Annotated in this window: 23 protein-coding genes; 11 read left to right on the forward strand and 12 right to left on the reverse strand. The window is 62.1% G+C overall.

What is annotated here, in order from left to right:
* The first annotated feature begins 3 nt into the window (after nucleotides 1-3).
* From AC1DMA_RS20060 to AC1DMA_RS20075, 4 genes are all read left to right on the forward strand, one after another.
* Nucleotides 4-1,980, forward strand: coding sequence for a hypothetical protein (locus tag AC1DMA_RS20060; RefSeq protein ID WP_478145308.1), 1,977 nt, complete (start codon nucleotides 4-6; stop codon nucleotides 1,978-1,980).
* A 17-nt stretch (nucleotides 1,981-1,997) separates the two neighbouring features.
* On the forward strand, nucleotides 1,998-2,963 hold the full coding sequence (locus tag AC1DMA_RS20065) for a TniB family NTP-binding protein (protein ID WP_478125424.1): 966 nt from the start codon (nucleotides 1,998-2,000) through the stop codon (nucleotides 2,961-2,963).
* A gap of 939 nt (nucleotides 2,964-3,902) precedes the next feature.
* The gene (locus tag AC1DMA_RS20070) at nucleotides 3,903-4,658 is read left to right on the forward strand and encodes a TniQ family protein (protein WP_478125425.1); all 756 of its coding nucleotides are present in this window, start codon (nucleotides 3,903-3,905) and stop codon (nucleotides 4,656-4,658) included.
* A 151-nt stretch (nucleotides 4,659-4,809) separates the two neighbouring features.
* Nucleotides 4,810-5,250, forward strand: a complete 441-nt coding sequence (locus AC1DMA_RS20075) for a DDE-type integrase/transposase/recombinase (RefSeq protein WP_478125426.1) — start codon at nucleotides 4,810-4,812, stop codon at nucleotides 5,248-5,250.
* A 244-nt stretch (nucleotides 5,251-5,494) separates the two neighbouring features.
* Here the strand turns inward: AC1DMA_RS20075 and AC1DMA_RS20080 are convergent, their stop codons facing one another.
* The 9 genes from AC1DMA_RS20080 to AC1DMA_RS20120 form a co-directional block, all read right to left on the reverse strand.
* Nucleotides 5,495-5,863 carry an FHA domain-containing protein gene (locus tag AC1DMA_RS20080; protein ID WP_478145309.1) on the reverse strand — a complete coding sequence of 123 codons (369 nt, stop codon included), beginning with the start codon at nucleotides 5,861-5,863 and terminating at the stop codon, nucleotides 5,495-5,497.
* A gap of 70 nt (nucleotides 5,864-5,933) precedes the next feature.
* Entirely contained in the window at nucleotides 5,934-6,338 is a 405-nt protein-coding gene (locus tag AC1DMA_RS20085; protein ID WP_478145310.1) for a hypothetical protein, read from the reverse strand.
* Nucleotides 6,339-6,346: 8 nt separating this feature from the next.
* Nucleotides 6,347-6,508 (reverse strand): hypothetical protein, encoded by a 162-nt coding sequence (locus tag AC1DMA_RS20090; RefSeq protein ID WP_478125429.1) that lies wholly within the window; start codon nucleotides 6,506-6,508, stop codon nucleotides 6,347-6,349.
* A 136-nt stretch (nucleotides 6,509-6,644) separates the two neighbouring features.
* Nucleotides 6,645-7,019, reverse strand: a complete 375-nt coding sequence (locus AC1DMA_RS20095) for a hypothetical protein (RefSeq protein WP_478125430.1) — start codon at nucleotides 7,017-7,019, stop codon at nucleotides 6,645-6,647.
* A gap of 77 nt (nucleotides 7,020-7,096) precedes the next feature.
* Nucleotides 7,097-7,729 (reverse strand): response regulator, encoded by a 633-nt coding sequence (locus AC1DMA_RS20100; protein WP_478125431.1) that lies wholly within the window; start codon nucleotides 7,727-7,729, stop codon nucleotides 7,097-7,099.
* 107 nt (nucleotides 7,730-7,836) lie between these two features.
* On the reverse strand, nucleotides 7,837-9,492 hold the full coding sequence (pgm, locus tag AC1DMA_RS20105) for a phosphoglucomutase (alpha-D-glucose-1,6-bisphosphate-dependent) (RefSeq protein WP_478125432.1): 1,656 nt from the start codon (nucleotides 9,490-9,492) through the stop codon (nucleotides 7,837-7,839).
* A gap of 11 nt (nucleotides 9,493-9,503) precedes the next feature.
* Entirely contained in the window at nucleotides 9,504-11,573 is a 2,070-nt protein-coding gene (gene tkt / locus AC1DMA_RS20110; RefSeq protein ID WP_478125433.1) for a transketolase, read from the reverse strand.
* Between the two features lie 19 nt (nucleotides 11,574-11,592).
* Nucleotides 11,593-12,627 carry a phosphogluconate dehydrogenase (NAD(+)-dependent, decarboxylating) gene (gnd, locus tag AC1DMA_RS20115; RefSeq protein WP_478125434.1) on the reverse strand — a complete coding sequence of 345 codons (1,035 nt, stop codon included), beginning with the start codon at nucleotides 12,625-12,627 and terminating at the stop codon, nucleotides 11,593-11,595.
* A 128-nt stretch (nucleotides 12,628-12,755) separates the two neighbouring features.
* Nucleotides 12,756-14,354, reverse strand: a complete 1,599-nt coding sequence (locus tag AC1DMA_RS20120; RefSeq protein WP_478145311.1) for a phospholipase D family protein — start codon at nucleotides 14,352-14,354, stop codon at nucleotides 12,756-12,758.
* A 118-nt stretch (nucleotides 14,355-14,472) separates the two neighbouring features.
* Between AC1DMA_RS20120 and AC1DMA_RS20125 the strand changes: the two genes are divergently transcribed.
* Nucleotides 14,473-16,590, forward strand: a complete 2,118-nt coding sequence (locus AC1DMA_RS20125; protein WP_478145312.1) for a TonB-dependent receptor family protein — start codon at nucleotides 14,473-14,475, stop codon at nucleotides 16,588-16,590.
* 19 nt (nucleotides 16,591-16,609) lie between these two features.
* Complete coding sequence (locus AC1DMA_RS20130) at nucleotides 16,610-17,242, forward strand: phosphoribosyltransferase (protein ID WP_478145313.1); 633 nt, start codon at nucleotides 16,610-16,612, stop codon at nucleotides 17,240-17,242.
* A gap of 74 nt (nucleotides 17,243-17,316) precedes the next feature.
* Here the strand turns inward: AC1DMA_RS20130 and metK are convergent, their stop codons facing one another.
* Nucleotides 17,317-18,498: a methionine adenosyltransferase gene (metK, locus tag AC1DMA_RS20135; RefSeq protein ID WP_478125438.1), complete on the reverse strand. Its 1,182-nt coding sequence runs from the start codon at nucleotides 18,496-18,498 to the stop codon at nucleotides 17,317-17,319.
* A 183-nt stretch (nucleotides 18,499-18,681) separates the two neighbouring features.
* On the opposite strand from metK, the gene AC1DMA_RS20140 reads away from it, so the two are divergent.
* Both AC1DMA_RS20140 and AC1DMA_RS20145 read left to right on the forward strand, forming a co-directional pair.
* Entirely contained in the window at nucleotides 18,682-19,572 is an 891-nt protein-coding gene (locus AC1DMA_RS20140) for a lysophospholipid acyltransferase family protein (RefSeq protein WP_478125439.1), read from the forward strand.
* On the forward strand, nucleotides 19,569-20,453 hold the full coding sequence (locus tag AC1DMA_RS20145) for an LpxL/LpxP family acyltransferase (RefSeq protein ID WP_478125440.1): 885 nt from the start codon (nucleotides 19,569-19,571) through the stop codon (nucleotides 20,451-20,453). Before AC1DMA_RS20140 ends, AC1DMA_RS20145 begins: the two co-directional genes overlap by 4 nt.
* Here AC1DMA_RS20145 and AC1DMA_RS20150 read toward each other — a convergent pair.
* On the reverse strand, nucleotides 20,447-21,382 hold the full coding sequence (locus AC1DMA_RS20150; protein ID WP_478125441.1) for an alpha/beta fold hydrolase: 936 nt from the start codon (nucleotides 21,380-21,382) through the stop codon (nucleotides 20,447-20,449). The two genes, AC1DMA_RS20145 and AC1DMA_RS20150, sit on opposite strands and share 7 nt — an antisense overlap.
* A gap of 75 nt (nucleotides 21,383-21,457) precedes the next feature.
* Entirely contained in the window at nucleotides 21,458-22,216 is a 759-nt protein-coding gene (yihA, locus tag AC1DMA_RS20155; protein ID WP_478125442.1) for a ribosome biogenesis GTP-binding protein YihA/YsxC, read from the reverse strand.
* 70 nt (nucleotides 22,217-22,286) lie between these two features.
* On the opposite strand from yihA, the gene AC1DMA_RS20160 reads away from it, so the two are divergent.
* The 3 genes from AC1DMA_RS20160 to ccsB all read left to right on the forward strand — a co-directional run bounded on the left by AC1DMA_RS20160 (nucleotide 22,287) and on the right by ccsB (nucleotide 26,519).
* Nucleotides 22,287-22,961 carry a c-type cytochrome gene (locus AC1DMA_RS20160; protein ID WP_478145314.1) on the forward strand — a complete coding sequence of 225 codons (675 nt, stop codon included), beginning with the start codon at nucleotides 22,287-22,289 and terminating at the stop codon, nucleotides 22,959-22,961.
* Between the two features lie 106 nt (nucleotides 22,962-23,067).
* On the forward strand, nucleotides 23,068-25,206 hold the full coding sequence (locus AC1DMA_RS20165) for a cytochrome c biogenesis protein ResB (RefSeq protein WP_478145315.1): 2,139 nt from the start codon (nucleotides 23,068-23,070) through the stop codon (nucleotides 25,204-25,206).
* Complete coding sequence (ccsB, locus tag AC1DMA_RS20170; protein WP_478125445.1) at nucleotides 25,203-26,519, forward strand: c-type cytochrome biogenesis protein CcsB; 1,317 nt, start codon at nucleotides 25,203-25,205, stop codon at nucleotides 26,517-26,519. The genes AC1DMA_RS20165 and ccsB overlap by 4 nt, the downstream gene beginning before the upstream one ends.
* The last annotated feature ends 81 nt before the right edge of the window (nucleotides 26,520-26,600 follow it).

The following is a 26,600-nucleotide window of genomic DNA, read 5'->3' on the forward strand; positions in this document are numbered from 1 at the left end:
GTCATGTCCATCTTCGTATTGGAAGAAGGTTTGGTCCTTCGGCGTGGTTGCCAAACTTTGGAGTATCTGCGTCAAATCGACAAGGACACATACCAATTTGAGGACAAGCGGACCCGGATGGTCCAAAATTTCAAGTTAAGCCGTCTTGTTGCAGATATTGGCTCTGGGCGGTTAACGGTGATACTTGGGAATACGCCGCATTCTTCTAATCCGGAAAACCAAGAAAATCAGCCGGTAATATTGATTGACCTTGCGTCACTTAAGGAGAAGGATCGAAATCAAATTGAGCGCGCAATGGATTACATCCTATGGATGCGTCGTAAAAATATCACCAAAGGTCAGCGATTTCGGATAGAAAACGAAATTCCAAAAGTCGCAAAGAGCCGAGAGGAAGCACGCCAGAAGACGGGCGATTGTTCCAAAGAGAATTTGCCTAGCGCGGCGGCGGTAATGACGTGGATGCGCGTCTACGAAAAGTCGGGTTGCAATCCAGCAGCGCTGCTGTCCGGTAATCGCTGTAGAAGGCGGCAGAAGAGACTTCCTGACAAGGTCAATGAGGTCGTGGACAAAAAGATCCGCTCCGTCTACCTCACGACGTTCCACCACACTTTGCGGCATACGTATGAGTTGATCCATCGGGAACTCAAGAGCCTTGTGGCCCAAGGGAAACTGGCCGCACGTGACGCTCGCGTTAGCTTGGCAACGATTCACAGGCGGGTGCAGGAGTTCGACCCCTATGACCGCGACCGAGCACGGTATGGGCCCCTATATGCCCGAGCGAAGTACCGCACAACGGTCGAAGGAAATCGTGCATCGCGCGTCCTCCAGCGCCTGGAGTGTGACCATACGCCATTAAATTTCGTCGTCGTCTGCGACAGAACGTGGCTGCCATTGGGTCGGCCAACACTGACGGTGCTGGTCGACTCAAACAGTGGCTACATAGTCGGCGTTTACGTCAGCTTTTATGGACCCGGCCTAACTTCAGCGATAAACGTCATTAAGAACGGAGTCATGCCCAAGGATGACTGGGCCGCAATGGCAGGCCTTTCGAAACCGTGGCTTGGGTTTGGAATTCCAGAAATGCTTGTATTTGACAATGGCTTGGAATTTCACTCGCGCCAGCTACGCCTGGTTGCATGGGAACTCGGTGTAGACATTAAGTACTGCCGCACGCGAATGCCCTGGGTAAAACCGCGGGTCGAACGTTTCTTTGCGGAGCTTGACTATTTGACTTTGACGCAGGGCCGCATAGCAAAGCCAACACCGAAGGTGACGTACACGGATGCAGCCAAACAAAACTGCATCACCTTTTCGGCTTTCGTGATTGGTCTTCTCAAGTTCGTGGTTGAGATTCATCCATTCGAGCTCAATAATCGGCGTCTAGAAAAGCCCTTTGATGTGTTCAAGGACGGCATGGATTTCTTGCCGCCCCCTGCATTTCCGTTAGACGTTGAGCGCCTCAACTTGATCGCGGCAATGAGCAAGGAATTGACGATTGCCCACCACGGCGTGGAGCTCTATGGGCTTAATTATGCAGGCTCTGAACTGCGTGATCTACGGCGCCGCGCCGGAGCGAAATTCAAAACGCTTGTGAAATGGAGTCCCGACGATTTGTCTTTTGTTTACGTGAAGGACCCGATGAACGATGCTTGGGTGATAGCACCTAGCATGCAGCCCGAATACACCAAGGATCTGTCGTGGGTGCAGCACGTGGCCATCCGTACCTTCAAACGCTCCCAGGCTGTCCATGGGGCAGAGGCTCTCATGCAATCGCGCCTCGCGCTCAGCGATTTTTGGCATAACGAAATGCAGAATTCAAGAAAGCGAATTTCGCAGCAAAGAGGGGCTAAGTTCATGGGTATTTCCTCCAATCAGTTGCTGCTTCCATCGCAATCAATTAGCCCTGGACTACTCGTGGCACGCGAGGAATCGCCTGTGGATATTAAAAATATCCCGCCGTTGGAAACTTTTATTCTCTGAATTAATGAGGTGCAGAAATGATAGTGTCAGATCAAGCCATTAATCCCGATTTCTCTGAGTATGAATATTTCCAGGAGCCCCAGCTGACTCGACGCAAAGCGACTTATTCCGAGTTGGCATTGAAGTCGGTAGAGTCGATAGAATCCGTTAATGTCGCGTGGACTGAGTTTATCCAGGTTACAGATGCGCTTGAGCGCATTTATACGCATTCGACTCGTGACACCGATCGTCCGTATGGGCTCTGCATTCACGGCCCCCACCTTACGGGCAAATGGACCGCTGTGGAATATTTTTATCGAACCCACGTGTCGCGTGAGCTCGTCGCGGTAAGGCGGCACGAAATAGTGATGATTCGTGCCATTCGGTCTGGTCGCGCCGAACCGCTCCTATCGGCGCTGCTTCGGCACTATGGGTATCCGATCAAGGTAATTGGTCCTGGTTCAATTGAGGCGAGAATCAACGTTATTCTGGCTGCAATTGAACAAAAAAGGACGAAGGTGATTTGCATCCGGAATGCCGACAATTTGCTGGTTCCGGCCGGAATGCCTCGGGGGTCGGCATCCTCGGCAACCGATGTTCTCACGCAAATAATGGACGATCGGAAGATAGGCGTCGTTCTTGCTGGATCTGATCGATTGTTGACGCTAAAAGATGCCGACCCCTTGTTTGCAAGTCGTATTCAAACATTTGAGCGTCTAGGTAACTTTGAGGCATTGCAATCTTGGTTGTCCTTTGTGAAGGCCTTTTTCGACAGTTGCAATCGTTTTGATTTTAATTTCTTCTGGGTGGACGGTCAGGCTGAAAAGCTTTATGCGGTTTGTACTGGAAACCCCGGGCTATTCAAAATGTTTATAGTTGAGTGCGCGCTGTGCGCGGCGGAACGGGGCTCGCGAGAAATAACGCTGGAGGACGTGAAGAAGGCTTTTCGCGCCTTCTTTGGTTCCTCGACACCGATGGTCAACCCGTATGAAAACGCTCGATGAGCTTCCCGTTGCGGTGGGCAGGCATGACCAGGAGGCTCCACTCGGCTGGCTCTTTAGGACGGCAGTCGCCAACGACCTGTCGATGCCCGAGTTGCTTGGCCTGTTGGGGGCTAGGGGTCTGCGTGATGTCGACGTGAGGCGCACCGGACTATGGATGAGCGCTGCAAGGGCGCGCGAGGTCGACGGTTGCGGCGGGAGCGGCGAGACCCTTCGCTATTTGGGTCAGTTGATTTGGCCGCCGTTTCTGTTGCGATTGAGGCGGCCCCAGATTTGCGTGAGGTGCATTGATGAGTCGGGCTTCTGCCATGCAGCGTGGGAGTTCTCTTGCTTCTGCGTCTGTACGGCGCATGAGTGCAGGCTCGTTGATCGATGCGGAAGGTGCGGGCGTGGCTTACGTTGGTTCCGCCCGGCGTTGGACGTCTGCGATTGCGGCGCCTATCTGCATGACGACGGGCACGGCCTGCCTGAGTCTGAAGTGGTTTGGTTTGCTTCCGAAGTACTCGCGAGATCGTGCTGCGGTGATTCTGGAGCAGCAACCGTGGGCGATTTCTCGTTCTTGGAGGCCTTTCCTTGGTGGCGCTCAATCTCGCTGAGCGGTCTCATGCAGATCGTGCTGGCATGCGGAGTCCAGACAAGCTCAAAGCCCCCCAGTTGGGGAGCGCTGCATCGGACCTCAACCAGGGAGTGGACTGAACTTGTAAGCCGAGGACTGAAGCGGCTGCGTCTCCTGGGAGAGGCTACTTTGGAGAGCGCCACGGGTCTGGACCTGAGGGGCTTGGTTTGGGAGGGCGCTTTGGAATCAACAGCCCTGCGGCCGACGATCGCCTCCGACAGAGATGCCGCGTTGAGCATTCTTGATTTGGTATTTGGACCGGTCGCAGGTGCTCGTCTTCGCCAACAACGGGTTGGAAGGCAACTCGAACTATTTGGAGTTGGCCAATGAGTGATCATGATCTTCACGGGGTTTGCGAATACGAGTTCTTGGAAGCGCCGAGCAGTTGGTTGGTGCGCGTCGCACTTGGCCAAGGCGTGCCAGTAAACGAGCTGTGCAAATGGCTCGAAATCAAGTATGGCCCCGACTTAGACATCAATTTCGCCGAAGCGAATGTCCGGGCAATCGCGCGCAGGTGCGGTTTTGCGGAAACCACTTTCTTTCCCATAAGCCGAATGCTGAGGTCGATCCAATCCTTGGGATACGGCGAACCCCCACTACTGCAGGCGGGTTCAAAGGCTGCCTACCAATTCTGTTCCATTTGTTTGCGCGAGCAGGAGACGCCATTCTTTCCCCTTCATTGGAGGCTGCGGCCCTACAAGATGTGCTACCGGCATTCATGCCTGATGGAAAGAATGTGCTCTTTGTGCGGTCGCTCAGTGACGTTGGCGCGTCAGCGTGCAGAAATTGCACGAGCGTCCATTGCATTTGTGACTCAGTGCATGTGCTGTGGTCATTTGCTTTCGAAGGCAGAGCCGGTTTTCGTGAGCGAGCTGTCTTACCAGGATTTGAGCTGGCAAGAACGCGAGCAATTGGATAACGGCTGTGCATTCGCGTCTGCGCTTGCTTTTGACCTCACTGCACGGTGGTTTCGTGCGGGAAACCTTTTCCAGTCGGAAGGCGACTTACTGGAAATCCTGCCTGGGGATTGGATTCCTTCACCAGACGCGATCCGACGGCGCAAGCTGGGCACAGCTGCTTGAGCGCCCGGAGCGCTACTTTTGACCTCGATTCAAACCGGTAGCCCCCGATCCGCTCGTTCAGCTTCAAAGGAGATTGACTATGAGGCAAAGCAAGATTCGTGTACAGGATGGCTTCGGGCTCCGGTCCGTCCGGGGACGTGAGCATCGGCGCATGGCAGCGCGTATCACCGAAAGTGAACCAAAGTGGTCATGGGAGATCGATGTCATTTGCATCGGGACGCATGAAGGTGCGCTTTATCTAAGCGTCGTCGTGGGCCAGTTCTTCCGTGACATGATTGGCTGGTCCATGGGTCAGCACGAAGGCACTGGCTTGGTGCTCTGCGCGTTGCGGAGCGCATTGCGACGTCGGCGGCCCAAAGGCCTTGTCACCGTCAGGACGGATCACAGCCAACTGTACAGCGGACGTGTTTGGCAAGAGTTCCTTTGCGAACACAACCTTGCCTGGAGTCGTTCTCGTTACCTTCCCGGCAAGAGCGCCGCAGAGAGGTTTTTCCAGTTCCTTGGCAAAGAGCAAATTCGTCACGGGATTTACCCGACTCGCGATCGCGCGCAGGCCGAGGTTCTCCGCTGCATCAGCAAGTGGTCGCGCTGATCTGCGCGCCACGGTGCCAGCGATACGGCGGTTCCATCAGGGCGCGAATTTCCGCAAGCACTCTGGCTGTCGCGAAGAAATAGTTCAAAGTTAAGCGAGTCAGATTGGCGATGATTCAGCATTAAGCGGGACGAGAGTTCAACGCTCGGTGCGAAAAGCAGCTACCTACCTAGGTAGCCGACTTCGGTGCTCAGTGAGAATCGACACGTGAACGGGAGACCGGTTGGGCCCGTGAACCCGCGTCTCAGGGTTTACCCCTGATGGTCGGCGCTGCGCCCGGGGCGGTCGGCCTGTTCTCTTCGTCCGGGTCCACCAGCAGGCGTGGCACGGTGGAAACCCGCTCGGCTTCGACCTTGCTGAACTCCTGGTCGCCGGCGATGAAACGGATTTCATACTCGCCCAATCGGATCACGTCATCATGAACCAGCATTTGGGACAGGATCCGGTCGCCATTGACGAAGGTGCCGTTGCGGCTGCCCAGGTCGGTGATCGTGACGAATGCCGGCTCGACCGTGACCACCGCATGCACGCGGCTTGCCTGGGGCGAGTCGACGGCGATGCTGTTTTGCGGGCCTCGGCCGATGGTGTTTTCATTGGGTGCGAGCGAGATCAACCTCGTTTCGCCAGAGATCGTCTTCATGATCAATTGAGGCATGTCGCGGAGTATGAGTTGTTTCGCCCGGTCAAGGGGGCGTGCGATGTCTCGGCCGCTTGAGGTAGGCATCGCGAACGATCAGCGCCATCGTCTCGACAGGGGTGAAGACAAGCGATGCGCTCGCAAACACGGCCAAGCAGAAGTCGCCAAGCTGGAACACCGGCGCCGGATCCGGCTGAGCGAGAAACCCGCTGAGAGCCACCGCGTGGATGACGAAGAGAAGGAAGTTGGTTGCGACCGCCACCGCGAGCAATCGGTTCGGAAACATGGCGGAGCAGATGAGCGCCTGCAATGTCGCGGCGGCCAGGAGCGCCATGGCAAGGGGATATCCCGCGGTATATGCCTCCAGGCCCAGCGCCGCGAGGATGAGCGACGCCGCGGCGAGAAGCGCAGATTTGCGACGAACCGACGCAATGGCGGCCGGCGGCCGCATCGACGCCATCAGCGGTCTGGCGTGCCGCCGATCGCGTCAGCGGACCGGCCGAGCTGCAGACGGAGTTCACGCGCAAGATCGGAGTTGCTCCATGGTCCGGCATGGTTCATCAGCCATCCGCACATGAGCACCATCGCAAGCACGCCCAGGGTGTAGAAGTCGGTTTCCATGTCCGTATTCCTCGCTGTTCCGATGCGTGCAGTCTGCAGCGTGACGGATCGATTGGATATCTGCCAATCGACAGGTGTCGGCAGGTGTTGACAGGTGTTGCCCTTCGGCACCTATTGCTTTCGACATCGGATTCCTTCACTTCCGGCGCGACCCGAGCAACCTGGATCGGTCTTTCTCCAGTTGCCTGAGCTGATCCAGCTGTGCAGGGCAATCGGCCTGGGTTCCGATGAGCATGACGGGGTTTCTTCGCAGAGTGGTGACGGTCTTTTCGACTTGCACCGGATCCCGATGTTTGACGACCAGGCCGGCGGCGACGGCCGCCTTCGACTGCTTGTAGAAGCCCCTCTCGAAAGCCGGCGTGCCACAGCGCGCAGCGATCACGCGGTAGTCGGCCTCCTGTTGCTCGATCGACAACGGCGAAGCATCCACGGCTTGCTGGGCTGCAGCAAACCACGGAGCCCCGAGCGATATCGGAAGAAGACTTGCGGCAAAGACGAAGCGCGCATTCATGGATACCTCGCATTCACGCGGTGCGCGAATGAAGATAAGAGCGCGTTTCGACCGAAGAGTTGCGACTCGTCAACTGATCAGCTGATCAACTGGTTTTTCAGCGCGTAGTAGGTCAGGTCGCTGTTGGACGAAAGATTCATCTTCTCCATCAGGCGGCTGCGATACGTGCTCACTGTCTTGACCGAAAGCGAGAGGTGTTCCGCGATGCTGCCGGCGGTCTCGCCGGTCGCGAGCTTGAGGAACACCTGGAACTCCCTCTCCGACAACTGCTCGTGCGGTGCCACATCGTTGTTCCGGTCGAGCTGGCGCGCGAGGAGTTCGGCCACGCCGGGCGTGATGTAGCGACGCCCCAGCGAAATCGTGCGGATGGCCTCGACGATCTCCGCCGGATCGCATTCCTTGTTCAGGTAGCCGCTCGCGCCCTGGCGGATCAGGTTCATGGCGTAGTGTTCTTCGGGATAGCCGCTCAGGATCAGAATGCCCGTATCGGGTGCCTTGGCGCGAACCATCGCAATGGCATCGATGCCACTCTGGCCCGGCATGGAGAGGTCCATGACCAGCACGTCGATTTCTGTTGAGCGAACGAGGTCGATGGCTTCGCGGCCGCTGGATGCCTCGCCGACGACGCGCAGGTCAACATGCTGCGAGAAAAAGTCGCGGAGACCCGAACGCACGATGGCATGGTCGTCCACGATTCCGATCTTGATCATCTGATTCCCCTCGTTGTTGGCAGCCGAGAGAATGCCCTCGAAGGACGCAGGAGCCCGTCTGCCTCGGCGCCGATGGCGCGTAGGAGAGAGGCCAAGATCGCCGAAGGTCAGGGGGCGGGCGCGATCGCCTTGTCGACGATGGACTGTGCCTCAGCCAAGATGCGTTGCAGATGTTCGGCGCCGCGAAAGCTTTCACCGTAGATCTTGTAGATGTTCTCGGTCCCTGAGGGTCGGGCCGCGAACCATCCGCCTTCAGAGATGACCTTGATGCCGCCGATGGCCGCGCCATTTCCGGGTGCGTGGCTCAGCACGTTCACGATCTTGTCTCCGGCGAGTTCGCTCGCGCTCAACTGCTGCGGAGACAGCGCGGCCAGCTGTTTCTTCTGCGGCGGTGTTGCTGGCGCATCGATCCGGTCGCCCACGGGATGATCGAATTCGTCGGCAAGCGCTGCATAGAGCGCTCCCGGATCGCGGCCTGTGCGCGCAGTGATCTCGGCCGAGAGCAGTGCCGCCGTGATGCCGTCCTTGTCGGTCGTCCACACCGAGCCGTCGCGCCGAAGGAAGGTGGCGCCCGCGCTTTCTTCGCCGACGAACCCGAGTGACGCGTCCTGCAAACCGTCCACGAACCACTTGAATCCAACCGGCACTTCATAAAGGCGCAGGCCCAGCCTTGCGGCGAGCCTGTCGATAAGCTGCGTCGAGACGACAGTCTTGCCCACGGCGGCGCTGGCGGGCCACTGGGGTCGATGTTGGAACAGGTAGTCGATCGCCACCGACAGATAGTGGTTCGGCGCGAGCAAACCCGCGCTGCGGGTGACGATGCCGTGGCGATCGTGATCGGTGTCGCAGGCAAAGCCCACGTCGAAGCGATCCTTCATGTCGAGCAGCCGCTGCATGGCGTACGGGGACGAAGGGTCCATGCGAATCTGGCCGTCCCAGTCGAGCGTCATGAAGCCGAACTGGGGGTCGACCGCTTCGCTGACCACGGCGAGGTCGATGTTGTACCGGTCTGCGATCGCCGCCCAGTAGTGCACGCCTGCGCCGCCGAGCGGATCGACGCCCATGCTGACCTTGGCGCCACGGATTGCGTCCATGTCGATGACGTTGCCCAGGTCGCCCACGTAGGCGTCGATGAAATCATGACGGCGCGTCGTCGCAGCCCGCAATGCCGCGCCGTGCGGAATGCGCTTGACGCCATCGAGCCGCCGCTCGAGATAGCGGTTGGCAGCGGCTTCCATCCAGGACGTGATGCCCTGGGCAGCCGGGCCCCCGTTCGGCGGGTTGTACTTGAAGCCGCCATCGCGCGGCGGGTTGTGCGACGGCGTGATCACGATGCCGTCGGCCAGGCGATCCGGAAGGCCGCGGTTGTGCGTCAGGATCGCGTGCGATACGGCGGGCGTGGGAGTGAACTCGTCGTTCGTCGCGATCATGACGTCCACGCCGTTGGCCGCGAGGACTTCGAGCGCGCTTTCGCCCGCGGGGCGCGACAACGCGTGAGTGTCGATGCCGAGGAACAGTGGGCCATCGATGCCCTGGGTCTTGCGGTAGTCGCAGATTGCCTGCGTGATCGCAAGCACATGCCATTCGTTGAACGAGCATTCCAGCGCCGTGCCGCGATGCCCGGACGTGCCGAAAGCGACGCGCTGCGCAGCAACGCCGGGGTCCGGAACGTTGTCGCGGTAAGCGGCGATGAGTCCATCGACGTCGATCAGCGACGCCTCGGGCGCCGGCTTTCCGGCGAGGGGACTGAGTCGTGTCGACATGGAGGCCTCACCTATGGGTTATGCGCATGCCTCGCCAATTGCGCCTTGGCAGCAGCAACGACATGCGCCGCGTCGAAGCCGAAATGCGCCTCGGCAACCTTGCCGGGCGCCGAGAGCCCGAAGCTGCGCATGCCGATGACCGCGCCGCCGCGGCCGACATAGCGCTCCCAGCCCAGCGCCGAGGCTTCTTCGACGGCGACGCGCGCGGCAACGTCCGGCGGCAGCACGCTGTCGCGGTACTCATCGCGCTGTTGTTCGAAGAGGTCCCACGAAGGCATGCTGACGACGCGTGCCTTGATGCCCTCTGCCTTCAACTGCTCGTAGGCATCGATGCAGAGCCTGACCTCGCTTCCGGTGCCCAGCAGCAGAACGTCCGGTCGCCCGCTGTCGGCATCGGCGAGCACATAGGCGCCGCGTGCTACGCCGCTGGCGCTGGCGTACTTGCCGCGGTCGAACGTGGGCACCGCCTGCCGCGAGAGCACGAGGCTTGCCGGACGATCGGTGAGGCGCATGACGATCCGCCAGGCTTCGACGACTTCGTTCGCGTCTGCCGGACGCAGCAACACCATGCCGGGCATGGCGCGGAACGAGGCGAGTTGTTCGACCGGCTGGTGGGTCGGTCCGTCTTCGCCCATGCTGATCGAATCGTGCGTCCACACGTAGATCACGGGGATGCCCATCATCGCGCTAAGCCGCACCGCGCCGCGGCAGTAGTCCGTGAAGATGAAAAAAGTCGACGCGTAGGCGCGCAGCTTCGACAGGGTCATGCCGCTCACGGCTGCGCACATCGCGTGCTCGCGGACACCGAAGTGGAAGTTGCGGCCGCGATGTCCGGCACTGTCGAATTCGCCTGCGCCCTCGAAGCCGAGCGAGGTCTTCGTCGACGGCGACAGATCGGCAGCGCCACCGAGCAGCCACGGCATGCGCTTGGCGATGGCGTTCAGCACCTTGCCTGAAGATTCGCGCGTGGCGACGCCCTTTGCGTCCGCCGGAAAGGTCGGCAAATCGCTGTCCCATCCGACGGGGAGTTCGCCGCGCTGCATGTGTTCAATTTGCGCCGCGAGGTCGGCATGCTGCGTGCGGTAGGCGGCGAAGCGTTCGTTCCATGCATCGCGCGCGCTTGTTCCGCGCTGGCCGAAGTTCGCGTGGAAGTGCTCCCGCACGCCGTCCGGCACGGCGAACTGAGCGTCCGGATCGAAGCCGTAGAACTGCTTGGCCAGCCGCACTTCATCGGCGCCGAGCGCCTCGCCATGCGCTTCCTTGGTGTCCTGCCTGTGCGGCGCGCCATAGCCGATGTGGCTGCGGACGATGATGAGCGTCGGCCTGTCTTGGGTCTCGCTGAATTCCTCGAGGCCTCGGGTCACTGCTTCCAGGTCGTTTGCATCGGCAACGCGAAGGACCTTCCATCCATAGGCCTCGAAGCGGGCGCCGACGTTCTCGTCGAAGGCCAGCGAGGTCGAGCCTTCGATGCTGATCTGGTTGGCGTCGTAGATCCAGCAGAGGTTCGATAGCTTCAGGTGTCCGGCGAGCGATGCGGCTTCGGCACATACACCTTCCATCATGTCGCCGTCGCCGCACAGCGCATAGACGTTGTAGTCGAACAGCGCATGGCCCGGCTTGTTGTAGGTGCCCGCCAGCCATTCCCCCGCGATGGCCATGCCGACGCTGGTCGCCGCGCCCTGGCCCAGCGGGCCGGTGGTGGTTTCCACACCGGAAGTCCATGCATATTCAGGATGGCCGGTGCAACGGCTTCCGGCCTGGCGAAAGGTCTGGAGATCTTCCATGGTGACCGCAAGGCCTTCGCCCTCGTAGTGAGGTCCCTTGCCCTTCACGCCGCACAGATACAGCATGCTGTACAGCAGCGCCGAAGCATGTCCGGCGGACAAGACGAAGCGATCGCGATTCAGCCACTCAGGATCGTTCGGGTCGAAGCGCAGGAAGCGCTGCCAGAGGCAGTACGCAGTGGGCGCCGCACCCATCGGCGTTCCCGGATGTCCCGAGTTCGCCTTTTGAACCGCATCGATCGACAAGGTGCGCAGCGTGTTGATGCACAGCAGGTCGAGGGTCTTGTCTTGCGTCATCGCATCCGTCTCCGAAGGATCATCCTTGGGTTTTCGGCGGCCGCTCGGGCTTTTCCGCATGTCCGCCGAATTGGTGCCGCAGTGCCGACAAGACACGGTTCGAAAAATCCGCCTCGCCGCGCGAACTGAAGCGCGCGTAGAGTGCTGCGGTCAGTACTGGCGCCGGCACGCCTTCGTCAATGGCGGCCTGCACGGTCCAGCGGCCTTCGCCGGAATCCGAAACCCGCCCCTGGAAAGTCTCCAGCCCCGGATCGGTCGTGAGCGCGGCGGCAGTCAGGTCGAGCAGCCATGAACTGATGACGCTGCCCCTTCGCCAGAGTTCCGTGATCTCCGGGAGGTTCATGTCGTACTGATAAAGCTCGGGGTCGCGCAGGGGGGTGGTTTCGGCATCGATGTCGTGCGTGTGCTTGCCGATCCCGGCGCCTCGCAGGATGTTCAAGCCTTCCGCATAGGCAGCCATCAAGCCATATTCGATGCCGTTGTGAACCATCTTGACGAAATGACCTGCGCCATGCGGCCCACAATGCAGATACCCCTGTTCGGCGGTTCCGCTGCCGGGTACGCGCCCGGGTGTCGGCTTGAGATCGCCCGCGCCGGGCGCCAGTGTCGCGAACAGCGGCGAGAGGTGCTGAACGGTCTCAGGCTCGCCGCCGATCATCAGGCAGTAGCCGCGGTCGAATCCCGCGACACCGCCGCTGGTGCCGACATCGACGTAGTGCAGGCCTGAATTGCGCAACAGGGTCGCGCGGCGGATGTCGTCGCGGTAGTAGGAGTTGCCGCCGTCGATCACGATGTCACCGGCGTCGAGCAACGGTGTCAGGCTTTCGAGCGCCGAATCGACAACCGCAGCGGGCACCATCAGCCAGATTGCGCGCGGGCGCGTCAGCTTGGCGACGAAATCCTGCAGCGTGGCCGCGCCGGTCGCGCCTTGCGCGGCAACCCGTTCGATCGAAGCCGGGGCGTTGTCGTGCACCACACATTGGTGACCCCCGCGCATCAGGCGGCTGGTCATGTTGGCGCCCATGCGTCCGAGTCCGATCATGCCGAGTTGCATCGTTTGCTCCTGCCCGTTCAAAGCCATTGGTTGAGGATCGTGATCGGCGATCATCTTCCCGGCCAACCGAAATGTCGAGCGCGCCCCTGTAGGCCAACCGCGCTTCTGAACCCATCCTTCAGAGGCGATCAGAGCAGGTCGGTCGGCACGAACCACGAGAACAGCAGCAGCTTCAGCTTGACCAGCGCGCTGGCGTCGGGCTCCCGATCGAGGACCATGTTTTCGCCGTCGGTGGTGACCCACTGGATCGTGTCGGTGCCCGGCTTCAGCCGGACCTTGTAGACGCTTTCGACGTTGTCGATCTGGAACGCATCGAGCAACCGGTGCGTCACCTCATAGCTTTGCAGGCGCACGCCGAGTTCGGTGTTGATGTAGGCCGAACGCGGATCGAAGTTGAGCGAGCCGACCAGCGCCCATTCACGATCGATCAGCGCGAGCTTGGCGTGCAGGGCGCCGCGCGACTGCTTGAACACCTTGCGCAGATTGATGCTTCGCTTGATCTGTTCGGAGCTCACTTCATAGAGCGTGACACCGAGCTTCAGCATCTCGACTCGGAAGCGGTTGTAGTGGAAGTTGACGAGCGGCTCGTCGGTGTCGGCCAGCGAATTGGTTGCGACGGTGACGCGGATGCCGCGCGCGCGCAATCGCGCAATGTGATCCATGCCCGCATCGCCCGGCAGGAAGTACGGCGTGATGATGTTGATGTCCGACTTGGCCTCGTCGAAAAGCTCGCGCATCCGCTCGGCGACGGTGGGTGGGCGATTCGGCGGGGGCTCGTCGTCGTCCTCCAGCAGAAGCGCCTTCGTTGGCGAATCCGCAACGGCATTGGCGCGGGTCGGAACCAACTCCAGCTTGCCTTGCGCGAGGGCGGCGCTCACGGACGGGTCGCCGAACATGTCGCCATCCGCGAGGGGTGGAGGCGGCGGCGCCTCGGTCGGCGAAGTCAGCTTGTCGAACCTTGCGCGCGACGCCTCTGGTGGTTCAGTGGGCTGCACGATGTCGTGGAGCGGATAGACCACTTCGCTGTTCCAGTAGTTGTCGAAGATGGTTTCGAGTTCGGTCACCACCGGCCCCGCAAGCAGCACGTCGAGGTCGATGAAATTGGCGCCGGCGCTGCGCAGGAAGTACTCGTCAGCGAGATTTCGCCCCCCCGCGATCGCGATGGCACCGTCGACGACGAAGAGCTTGTTGTGCATCCGATGGTTGAGTCGCCGAAAGTCGGTCGCGAAGTTGAGCCATCGGGTCGCACTGTGGTCCCGACCCGCAACGATGGGGTTGAAGAGTCGGATCTCCACGTTCGGATAGGCGGCAAGCCCCAGCAGCATCGGGTCGAGCTTGGTGGTGTAGAAGTCGTCGAGCAGAAGCCTGACGCGCACACCCCGGCGAGCAGCGTCGCGCAACTCGCGCAGGATCAACTTGCCGGTCTTGTCGTTGCCCAGCAGGTAATACTGCAGGTCGAGCGCGGTCTGGGCGTGCCGAATGAGGGCGAGGCGCGCATCCAGCGCGTACGCCGCCTGCGGCAGCACCCGCGCGCCGGACAAGCCCTCGGGCTCCGCATGGACGGCCGCGGTCAGCCTGCCCAGTTCGGTAGCCGGGGAAAAGGTGGCGGCCGGCTCATAGCTCACTGCGGTGCGCGATGGCAAGCTGGCGCAGGCCGAAACCAGGCAGACGAGCGCAATCGCGAAACAACGAAACGCAGTAGCAAGCAACACGCGAGATTTGGACATGGACCGCCGGTGAACCGGCGGGCGGATGGTAGCCGCGCCCGCGCGTCCTGGCTGCATAGGGGCGATCCTAGGGTCAGTCCCCGCATCGCAGGCGCGCGGCCGCCTCAGAATCGCCGCGATGAAGTTTTCCGTTGTCGCCTCTGCCTGCCTGTTGCTCGCCAACTCTTTGGCGGCCCATGCGCAAGACGTCGGCAACCCCCCGACACTCGGCGAGGTCACCGTCTCCACGCCGCGCGGGACCGAGCCGGTCTTCGATGTCGCCGGCTCCGTGGATCGTGTGGAAGGCGCAGACATGCGCGACAGCCGGCTGGGCGTGAACCTGTCGGAGAGCCTGAACTCAGTGCCCGGGCTGCAGATCCAGAACCGCCAGAACTACGCGCAGGACCTGCAGTTGTCCATCCGCGGCTTCGGCGCGCGCTCGAGCTTCGGCGTGCGCGGCGTGCGGCTGTACGTCGACGGCATCCCCGCGACCTTGCCCGACGGACAGGGGCAGACCTCCAACATCGACATCGGCTCGATCGACCGCGTCGAAGTACTGCGCGGGCCTTTTTCCTCGCTCTACGGCAACTCCTCGGGCGGCGTGATCCAGACCTTTACCGAGACCGGCGAAGGTCCGCCCAAACTGGGCTTCTCGATCGCCGGGGGGAGCTTCGGCACGCTGCGGATCGGTTCGATCATCAGCGGCTCTTCCGGCGCGGTGGACTACCTGCTGAGCGGCAGCCACTTCGAGACCGACGGCTATCGCGACCACAGCGCCGCAACGCGCGACATCGTCAACGGCAAGTTGGGCATCACCTTCGACGACGGCAGCCGCCTCAGCCTGGTCGCCAACACGGTGCACCTCGATGCCCAGGACCCACTGGGGCTCACCGCCGATCAATATGCGCTGAACCCCCGCAGCGCGAGCGTGGCCACGCAGTTCGATACCCGCAAGAGCGTCGACCAGACGCAAGCAGGCCTGACCTACGACCGCCGCATCGACGCGGACAACACATTGCGCCTCATGGTGTATGGCGGTGAGCGCAAGACCAGCCAGTTCCAGGCCATTCCGCCTTCGGCCCAGGTGAGCCCGCTGAGTGCCGGTGGCGTGATTGGCCTCGCGCGAGACTTCGGCGGTGTCGACCTGCGATGGACGTCGCAGCTGAAGCTGGCCGATCGCCCTTTCGAGCTCGTCGCGGGGCTGGACTATGACGACCTGCGCGAGCACCGCACCGGCTACGAGAACTACATCGGCGCGGTGTCCAAGCCCATCCTGGGCGTGCAGGGCAGGCTGCGGCGCAACGAGACCAATACGGTGCACAACCTGGACCCCTATGTGCAGGGCACCTGGCACTTTGCCGAGCGCTGGACGCTCGAAGCGGGCGTGCGCCGCAGCACGGTCGACTTCGATTCGCGGGATCAATACATCATCGGTGCGAACCGGGACGACAGCGGCAGCGCTCGCTACGCCGAGACGCTGCCCGTGGCGTCGCTGCGCTACCAGCCGACGCGCGACCTGGCGTTCTACACCTCCGTGGGCCGCGGCTTCGAGACGCCGACGCTCAACGAGTTGTCCTACCGCGCTGATGGCTTGGGGGGGCTGAATTTCGCCCTCCAACCCGCGACCAACGAAAGCGTCGAAGTGGGAGCCAAGGCGCGCATCGCAGGGGGCCTGCTCACTGCCGCGGTGTTCCAGACGCGCACCGACGACGAGATCGTGACCGCCACGAACATCGGGGGCCGGGCAACCTACCAAAACGCCGGCCGCACCCGGCGCGATGGCTTCGAGCTGGCCTGGCAGCACGAGACGGAAAACCACTGGCGCACCCAGCTTGCCTACACCTGGCTCGATGCGCGCTACAGCGACCCGTTTTGCTCGACCGTGCCGTGCAGCGCGGGCAGCTTCGTGCCGGCCGGCAATCACATCCCGGGCATTGCCCCGCAGATGTTCTTCGCCTCGTTCGGCTGGGTGCCGCCTGAGGGCTGGCGCGCGGGCACCGAAGTGCGAGCGATGGCGAGCGTGCAGGCCAACGATCGCAACACGATCAGCGCACCGGGCTATGGCCTGCTGGCGCTGTTCGCGGGCTACGTCAAGCATTGGGAGCACTGGGAAATCAACGCCTTCGCGCGCATCGACAACGTGCTCGACAAGCGCTACATCGGCTCGGTCATCGTCAACGAGGGCAACTTTCGTTACTTCGAGCCGGCACCAGGGCGCAACTGGACGCTGGGCGTGAGTGGGGCGTATCGTTTCTGAATTCCGACAGGGGGTGCCTATGGAATTCAAGGATCGACACGATGCGGGCCGCGTGCTCGCCAAGGCGCTCGATGCATGGCGCGGGCGTCAGGATGTGCAAGTGCTGGCGCTGCCGCGCGGCGGTGTGCCCGTTGCGTGGGAGGTCGCGCAAGCATTGGGAGCGCCGCTGGACGTGCTGGTCGTGCGCAAGCTGGGCCTGCCAGGGCACGAAGAGTTCGCGATGGGCGCCATCGCATCGGGCGGCGTGCGGGTGATGGAAGAGCTGAGCCACGCCTGGCCCGTGTCCGAAGAGGCGGTCGAAGCGGTGGTTGCGCGCGAGCAGGCCGAACTGGTGCGCCGGGAGCAGCTTTATCGCAGCGGCCGGCCGCCGCTGGAACTGGCAGGGCGCGTGCTGATCATCGTTGATGACGGCCTGGCAACGGGTGCCACCATGCGCGCGGCCGTGATGGCGGCTCGGGCGGGCAAGCCTGAACGGATCATCGTCGCGATACCCGTAGCGTCTTCAGAGGCCGTGCAGAGTGTGGGTGCGGTTGCCGATGAGGTGGTTTGTGTTTTCGCGCCGGAGCACTTTCGTGCCGTGGGCCTCTGGTACCAGGACTTCGAGCAGACGAGCGATGAAGAGGTCAGGCAATTGCTGACCGGCAGCCGTTGACTTCGAGAAAGCAAAAAGGCCCGCCGGACGCTTGAAACGTCTGCGGGCCTTGGTCGGCGATGCGCCGAACTGAATCAGAGACCGGCTGCCTCGCGCAGGGCGGCGGCTTGTGCCGTGCTCTCCCACGTGAACTCGGGCTCTTCGCGGCCAAAGTGGCCGTAAGCCGCGGTCTTGGCATAGATCGGGCGCAGCAGGTCGAGCATCTGGATGATGCCCTTGGGACGCAGATCGAAGTGCTCTTGAATCAGCGCTGCGATCTTGTCGTCGGAAATCACGCCCGTGCCTTCGGTATAGACGGTTACGTTCATCGGCTTTGCCACACCGATCGCGTAGGCGACCTGGATCTGGCATTGCCGCGCCAGCCCGGCGGCGACGATGTTCTTGGCGACGTAGCGTGCAGCGTAGGCGGCCGAGCGGTCGACCTTGCTCGGGTCCTTGCCCGAGAACGCGCCGCCACCGTGCGGGCAAGCGCCGCCGTAGGTGTCGACGATGATCTTGCGGCCGGTGAGGCCGCAGTCGCCCTGTGGGCCGCCGATGACGAAGCGGCCGGTCGGGTTGATCAGGTAGCGCGTGTCCTTGAGCCATTCCTTTGGCAGCACCGGCTTGATGATTTCCTCGATGACCGCCTCGACGAAGGAAGGCTTCATCTGGGTTGCGGTCTCGCTCTGGTCAGGGTGGTGCTGTGTGGAAAGCACGACGGTGTCGATGCTGTGCGGCTTGCCGTCGACATAGCGCATCGTCACCTGGCTCTTGGCATCGGGACGCAGAAAGGGCAGGCGGCCGTCCTTGCGCAACTGGGCCTGGCGTTCGACGAGGCGATGGGCGTAGTAGATGGGCGCCGGCATCAGTTCGGGTGTCTCGTCGCAGGCATAGCCGAACATCAGGCCCTGGTCGCCGGCGCCGGTGTTGAGGTGGTCGTCGCTCGCGTGGTCCACGCCCTGTGCGATGTCGTTGGACTGCTTGTCATAGCAGACCATTACTGCGCAGCCCTTGTAGTCGATGCCGTAGTCGGTGTTGTCGTAGCCGATGCGCTTGATGGTATCGCGCGCTACCTGGATGTAGTCGACATGCGCGTTGGTGGTGATTTCGCCGGCCAGCACGACGAGACCGGTGTTGGTCAGCGTCTCGGCAGCGACGCGCGAGCGGGGGTCCTGTGCAAAGATCGCGTCGAGGATTGCATCGGAAATCTGGTCGGCCACCTTGTCTGGATGGCCCTCGGAAACCGATTCGGAAGTGAAGAGAAAGTCGTTCGCCATTTCGATGTAACTCCATGCTGGTCGGTTGGCGCGTTGCCAACCCTATTGGAGCTTTGGCGAACGCTTTAGCAGTGTTGTTTAAGGTCGCCCTGCAAGTAGTTCCATAACTCAGCGACAATTTGGATTCTATTCGAGCCGCGCTGTAGGCTGCGCGCGCGTCATGGTTTCACCCCCCTTGCTTCGATGATTTTTCTGTTCCGATTGCTTGCTCGTGTGCCGTTGCCGTGGATGCACGCGCTCGGCGGCGGCCTGGGCTGGCTGGTCTGGTGGACGGCGCCGGACTACCGCCGGCGCTTTCGGGAAAACGCCGAGGCAGCCGGCTTCACGCCCGGCGAGTACCGCCCGGCCATTGCCGCGGCGGGGGCCATGGTGGGCGAACTTCCGTGGGTCTGGGCTCGGCCACGGGGTGAAAGCCTGCTGCCGCACATCGTGCGATGGGACGGCATCGAGGCATTCGAAGCAGCGCTGGCCGAACGCAAGGGCGTGATCCTCGTGTCGCCTCATCTCGGCAGTTGGGAAACGTTTGGCCAAGCCGTGGGCGAACGCTTCTTCGAGAAGTACGGACCGATCACGGCACTCTTTCGACCCGCTCGCAAGAAATTCATGGCCAATCTGATTGCCGGCTCGCGCGACAGGCCTGGTCTGCAGACCTTGCCGACCACTGTTTCCGGCGTGCGTGGACTCATCCGCACGTTGCGCGGCGGGGGCTACACCGGCATCCTGCCCGACCAGGTACCGCCGCTCGGGCAGGGCGTCTGGGCTCCGTTTCTCGGCCGGCCGGCCTACACGATGACCTTGCTGCCGCGTCTTGCTCAGCAGACGGGCGCTCGCGTTTTCCTCGGCGTGTGCGAGCGGCTACCTCGCGGCGCAGGCTACGCCATACGCTTCGAGCCATTCGATGGCACCGCCATGAGCGATCCCAAGGCCACGCCAGAGGCCGCCGCCACCGCGATGAACCAAGGGATCGAGCGGCTGATCCGCAGCCTTCCTGGCCAGTACGTTTGGGACTACGCGCGCTACAAGCAGCCGCGCGCCGAAACGGTCACGGCGGCATCGCCAGGGGATCGCGCATGAGCCTGACTTCCAAGCTCGGCATCGAGTTCATGCGGGCCTTGGCGCATGTGCCATTGCCACTGATACGCGGCTTCGGCAAGGCGCTCGGGCCGGTCTTGCACGCGCTCGCCGCGCCGCGCCGGCGTGTCGTGGATGCCAATCTGGCGCTGTGCTTTCCCGAAAAATCCGCGGCGGAGCGTCGGCGCATCGCGCGCGAGACGTTTGTCTACGTGGCGCAATCGTGGCTGGACCGAAGCTGGCTCTGGCATGCGCCGGAGCACGTTGTCGCCAGCCGGCTCAAGGTGGTGGGCGCTGCCAGCGAAATCGACGAAATTGCCAATGGCAAGGAGCCGATGATTTTGTTCGCGCCGCATTTCTACGGCCTCGATGCCGCAGCCACGGCGCTGACCATGCATACGGCGCGTCCTTCGACCACCATCTACACCACGCAACGCGACCCCCTGATCGACGAGTGGATCAGCGAAGGCCGCAAGCGCTTCGGCAACGTGATCACGCTCAACCGCGTCGACGGCATCAAGCCCATCATCGCGGGTCTGCGAAAAGGAGGGTTGCTCTACCTCTTGCCGGACATGGATTTCGGCCGCGACCAGACTGTGTTCGTGCCGTTCTACGGTGTACAGGCTGCCACCGTGCCGTCGCTCTCGCGCTTCGCGCGGTTGGGGCGCGCCAAGGTGGTGCCGATCGTGTCGAAGCTCGTCAAGGGGGGCTATGAAATCCAGGTGCTGCCCGCCTGGCAGAACTTCCCGACCGATGACGTGATCGCCGATACGACGCTCATGAACGAGCGCTTGCAAGGCTATATCGACACGATGCCGTCGCAGTACTACTGGGTGCATCGCCGCTTCAAGACGCGACCCGAAGGAGAAGCGAGCGTCTATTGAGAGGGCTTTCGAGAGGGATTTCGGTTCCCCTTGACGAAGGCTTCTATTTCGGCGGCGACCCGTTGAGACTGTTCGTGAACGATCCAGTGCGTAGCGCCCGGGATCTTCCTGATGTCGAGGTCCGGCACGTAGTCGTCCAGACCGTCGAGCAGACCCGGCAGGAGCGCTGCATCATCCATGGCCCAGAGCACCAGCGTCGGGGCGCTGACGGTCAAGCGTTCTCTCGGCAGCGTCGGAATCTGTGACGGCTGCCCGGGCATCGGCGGCTTCAGCGGAGTCACGCGGTACAGATTGCACGCCCCGGTCAGGCCGGCGTCCCATACCTCGCGATATTGGTTCTTGACGTCTTCCGTAAGCCAGCCGAAGCCATCGGCGCCGGCCTTCATCAGTTCGAAGAACGGCCACATGCGGCGATAGTCGTCGGCTGAAAGCAGCGTCTCGGCATCGGGCCGTGCAAGGAAGTTCATGTAGGCGCTGGCGGCCTGCTGTGCGGGGTTGTTCTGCAGTTCTCGCATGAACGTGCCCGGGTGCGGCGAATTGATGATGACCAGCTTGCCGAGTTTGTCGGGATGTTGGTTTGCATAGCCCCAGCCAAATGCACCGCCCCAGTCGTGCGCGACGAGCACGTCGATCTTTCCGTCCTTGCTTTCGCTTGCGGCAAGCTCGAAGACGTCCTGCACGAGCAGATGCGGGCGATAGGCCGCCACGTCTTTGGGCGAACTGGATTTCTCGAAGCCCCGAAGGTTTGGCGCCACGCACCGAAAGCCGCCATGCTCGGGCTTGGCGAAGTGCTCGAGCAATTCGTCCCAGATGAAAGCCGCTTCGGGAAAGCCATGCAGGAACAGCATCAGCGGCCGGCCGGGCGCGCCGGTCGCCCTGCAGCTGAGCGTGGTGCCGTTGGGGAGCTGGCGGGCGAAAGTTTCGATCACGGGGTCTCCTTCATTGCGCTTCGTTGAATGTCACGGTTCGTCCGGAGGCAAGAGGAAGAAGGAGTCGCCGTCGCGTCAGGGCCCTTCGTCAGCCGATCCGGCCGATCCAGCCGGTTCGGTCGGCTCGGCAGCATTTGCGTCGCCCGGATGCGCCCACTGCCACAGCAACTCGGCGGCTTCGTCCACCCCTTGCAGCTTCAATGCGGAGAACAGTTTGACCTCGCCGCCGCCGGCTTGCAGTCGCGTAATCGACAGCACCTTCGCTCCGTCGGAGCGCGTGAGCTTGTCGGCCTTGGTGAGCAGCACGAGGAACTTGAGCCCTTGCTCGACCCTCGGCCGGATGACCTCGAGCAGGATCTCGTCCAGTTCGGTGAGGCCGTGGCGTGGGTCGCACATCAGCACGACACCCCGCAGGTTCTCGCGCGTCATCAGATAGTTTCCCATGACGCGCTGCCACCGCAACTTGGCTTCCCTGGGCACTGCTGCGTAACCGTAGCCGGGGAGGTCGGCCAGCACTGCGTCGTCGACCTTCTGCTTGCCGACGCCGAAGAGATTGATGTGCTGCGTGCGGCCCGGCGTCTTGGATGCGAAGGCGAGCCGGGTCTGCTGGGTCAGCGTATTGATGGCAGTCGACTTGCCCGCGTTGGAGCGACCGACGAAGGCGATCTCCGGCAGGTCGAACATGGGTAGGTGCTCCAGCTGCGGAGCACTGGTGAGGAAGTGGGCGGTGTGCAGCCATCCGCGCGCGACACGAACGCGCTCGGCGGTTGCGGCGTCGACGGCGGGCGCCGTGCGGGAATAGGATGCGGCCGGCTTGCGCGGCGGGGTGGTCATCAATGAGCTTTCGTAGCGGGGCGCCATTGTAGAATCGCCGGGTTTTGCGCCATAAATCTAAGCCCCCGATATGAAGTTGTTTGCCCATTTTCTGCTTGCAGCCCTTCTGGGCGCCGCCGCCAATGTCAGCTTCGCGGCTGACGAGCCTGCCGACAAGGCGGCTGCCGAAGCACCCGCCAAAGCGGCCAAGCCGGATCCGGCCAAGGGGGACACCCTCTTCAATACGGCACCTCCGAACARCCAGAGCTGTGCGTCGTGCCACAACGCCGACGGCAATTCGGCCATTGCGGGCAATCCCAAGCTGGCGCAACAGCATCCCGAATACATCTTCAAGCAGTTGCAGGACTTCAAGTCCGGCAAGCGCAAGAGCGCGATCATGAGGCCCATGGCCGAGCGCCTGTCTGAAGAGGACATGCGCAACATCGCCTGGTTCGTCGGATCCAAGAAGGTCAAGATCGGCTATTCGAAGGAAAAGGACCTCGTAGGCCTTGGCGAAAAAATCTTCCGCGGCGGCCTGGCCGATCGGCAGATTCCGGCCTGCGCCGGCTGCCACAGCCCAGACGGTGCCGGCATTCCCGCGCAATACCCGCGCCTGGGTGGCCAGCATGCCGAGTACACGGTGGCGCAGTTGACCATGTTCCGCGACGGCGGGCGCCTCAATTCGCCGCAGATGAAGGGCGTCACCGCCAAGCTCAGCGATCGCGAAATCAGGGCGGTGGCCGACTACATTGCCGGACTGCGTTGACCCCCTGCGGTTCATCGTGAACTAACCGCCAACAACAAACCCCAAACAGGGCGGGCCGATCCAGACAGGATGGCCCGCCTTTTTGCTTTTCAACGACTTGCTCTCCATGTCAGTTTCCACGCACGGGCTTCGAGTACGACACGGTCCCCAGGCGGTCCGTGCGGCGGTGGAGTTGTTTTCTTCGATGCGCTTTGCGATCGCCTTGCTGACGATCATCTGCACTGCATCCATCATCGGCACCGTGCTGAAGCAGCACGAGCCAATCGGCAACTATGTCAACCAGTTCGGACCTTTCTGGGCGGAGCTCTTTCACACGGCGAAGCTGGACACGATCTACAGCGCCTGGTGGTTCCTGCTCATCCTCACATTCCTGGTCATCAGCACGTCGCTGTGCATCGCGCGCAATACGCCGCGCATCTTTGCGGACCTCAAGACCTACAAGGAAGACATCCGGGCGCAAAGCCTCAAGGCATTCGGCCAGCGCGCCGAAACCGTGCTCGACGAAACGCCTGACGTCGCCGCCAATCGAATCGGGCAACTTCTGGTCAGCGGCGGTTGGAAGGTCAAGCTCCAGCAGCGCGAGGGCAAAGGCTGGATGGTCGCTGCGCGCGCGGGCGGCGCACACAAGCTCGGCTACATCGCCGCGCACAGCGCTATCGTGCTCGTGTGCATTGGCGGCTTGTTCGACGGCGACCTTGTCGTGCGCGCCCAGACCTGGTTCAACGGAAAGAGCGTCTACACGGGCGGCGGACTGATCTCCGACGTTGCACCGCAGCACCGGCTGTCGCCGAACAATCCGACCTTCAGGGGCAACATTCTGGTGCCGGAGGGCGGACAGTCGAGCGTGGCGATCCTGAATCAGGCAGACGGGGTGCTGCTCCAGGATCTGCCCTTTTCGATCGAGCTGAAGAAGTTCATCGTCGACTACTACTCGACCGGCATGCCCAAGCTGTTCGCGAGCGAGGTGGTGCTGCACGATCGCGAGACGGGCAAGGAGATTCCGGCGCGCATCGAGGTGAACCATCCGGCCAGCTACAAAGGCGTCGAGATCTATCAGTCGAGCTTTGACGATGGCGGGTCGACCGTGAAGCTCAAGGCCGTCCCCATGGGTGCGGCATCGAAGCCGTTCGAGATTGAAGGCACCATCGGGAGCAGCACCGAGATCACCAACGGCAGCGATCGGCTCACGCTCGAGTACACGGCTCTGCGCGTGATCAACGTCGAGAACTTCGGCGATAGCTCTGGCGAGATGACGAGCGGGGCGGACGTTCGCAAGGTCGATCTGCGCGGGGAACTCGAATCTCGCCTGGGCGCCGCCAACAAGACCAACAAACCGAAAACCTTGCGCAACATCGGCCCGAGCATTGGCTACAAGTTGCGCGACGCTGCCGGTCAAGCGCGCGAATACCAGAACTACATGGTCCCCGTCGACACCGGCGACGGCCACCCGGTCTTCCTGCTCGGCGTGCGTGATCGCCCTGAAGATCCCTTCCGTTATCTTCGCGTGCCCGCCGACGACAAGGGCTCAATGGACGGTTTCGTGCGCATGCGCGAGACGCTCGCGGACCCCAAGGGGCGAGCGCTCGCCATCGACCGCTACATCGAGCGGACCACCGATCCGAAACGTCCCGAGCTGGCGAACCAACTGCGCACGTCGGCCACGCGCGCGCTCGCGCTGTTCGCGGGCACGGAACGGGCCAAGGCCGATGCGGTGAGCACCGGCGGCTGGCAGGCCATTGCCGAATTCATGGAGGCGAACGTGCCCGAGGCCGAGCGCGAACGCGCGGGCGCGGTGCTGGTGCGCATCCTCAACGATGTGCTCTTTGAAGTGCTCAATGTGAGCCGGGAGAGGGCGAGTCTCGCTCCGCTGCCGCCTGACGAGAACTCGCAGGCATTTCTCACCCAGGCCGTCCTGGCGATCAGCGATGCGCACTTCTATCCCGCCCCGGTGGCGATGATGATGACGGACTTCAAGCAGGTGCAGGCCAGTGTCTTTCAGGTGGCTCGGGCGCCGGGCAAGAACATCGTCTATCTTGGATGCCTGTTGCTGATCATCGGCATTTTTGCGATGCTTTACGTCCGGGAGCGCAGACTGTGGGTCTGGCTGACGAAGGACGGCGTGACGAGACCCGGAACGTCCGCCACCATGGCTTTTTCGGTCAATCGCAAGACCATCGATAGCGATCGCGAATTCGAGCATCTGAAAGACAAGCTGCTCGCCATCAGGAAAGACACGGCGTCATGACTACCACCACCCTCACGCTCAACGACAGCTGGCTGTCGCGCCGAAACACCTTCGACTGGATCTTTGCGGCCCTGGTCGTGGCGGGCGGGCTCTTTGCCTTCTCGCGCTATGCCGGCTCGATGGACTATTACGAAAAGGTGATCCTGGTCGCGGCGATGGTCGCCGGTGTCTGGATCGGCTGGTTCTGGCGGCCCCTGCGGGTGCTCGCCATCGTGGTTGGGTGTGCGACGCTGCTGGCGATCACGTCTTACCAGGGTGATCTGGCGCGTGCCGATTCGGTCTTCTGGCTCAAGTACTTCCTGTCGAGCCAGTCGGCCATCCTGTGGATGAGCGTGCTCTTCTTCATGAGCACGCTGTTCTACTGGATCGGCTTCTTCGGTGGCAAGCAGGGTGACGCCATGGATCTCATCGGCTCGCGGCTGGCCTGGGCCGCTGTGACGATGGCGCTGATCGGCACGATGGTTCGCTGGTACGAGAGCCATCAGCTGGGCCCGGATATCGGCCATATCCCCGTCAGCAACCTGTACGAGGTATTCGTCTTGTTCTGCTGGCTGACGGCGAGCTTCTATCTCTACTTCGAGTCGCGATATCGCACGCGCGCGCTCGGCGCCTTCGTGATGCTGGTGGTGAGCGCCGCGGTGGGCTTTCTGCTTTGGTACACGCTGGTGCGCGATGCCCACGAGATCCAGCCATTGGTACCGGCCCTGCAGAGCTGGTGGATGAAGCTGCACGTGCCGGCCAATTTCATCGGCTACGGCACCTTCTCCCTTGCAGCCATGGTGGCCTTCGCCTATCTGATCAAGGAACAGGCGGATGAGACCCGCTGGTACAAGCTCACGCCTATCTGGCTGCTCGGGGTGGCGCTGTGCTTCGTGCCCGTGGCGTTCCGCCAGCGGGCGCAGGAGGCCGGCGGCAGCTACTGGGTCGGCTATGCCGTGATTTCGGCGCTGATCGCGGCAGGAATCCTGCTCGGCCGCCGCCGCATTGCTGCGCGCCTGCCCGCGAACGAGGTGCTGGACGACGTCATGTACAAGTCCATCACCGTCGGCTTTGCCTTCTTCACCATCGCGACCGTGCTCGGGGCGCTTTGGGCGGCCGACGCCTGGGGCGGCTACTGGAGCTGGGACCCGAAGGAGACTTGGGCGCTGATCGTTTGGCTCAACTATGCGGCCTGGTTGCACATGCGGCTCGTCAAGGGGTTGCGCGGCACTGTGGCCGCTTGGTGGGCCCTTGGCGGACTCGCAGTAACCACTTTCGCGTTCCTGGGCGTCAACATGTTCCTGAGCGGATTGCACAGCTACGGAACCCTGTAGAGCCGTGAATCGGCTTGCCGCGTAACCAGATCGTTGCCGGGAACGAACTCAGTCATGCATACCCATTCTGTCGAAAAGGCG

The organism is Variovorax sp. 05N34, from assembly GCF_056397405.1.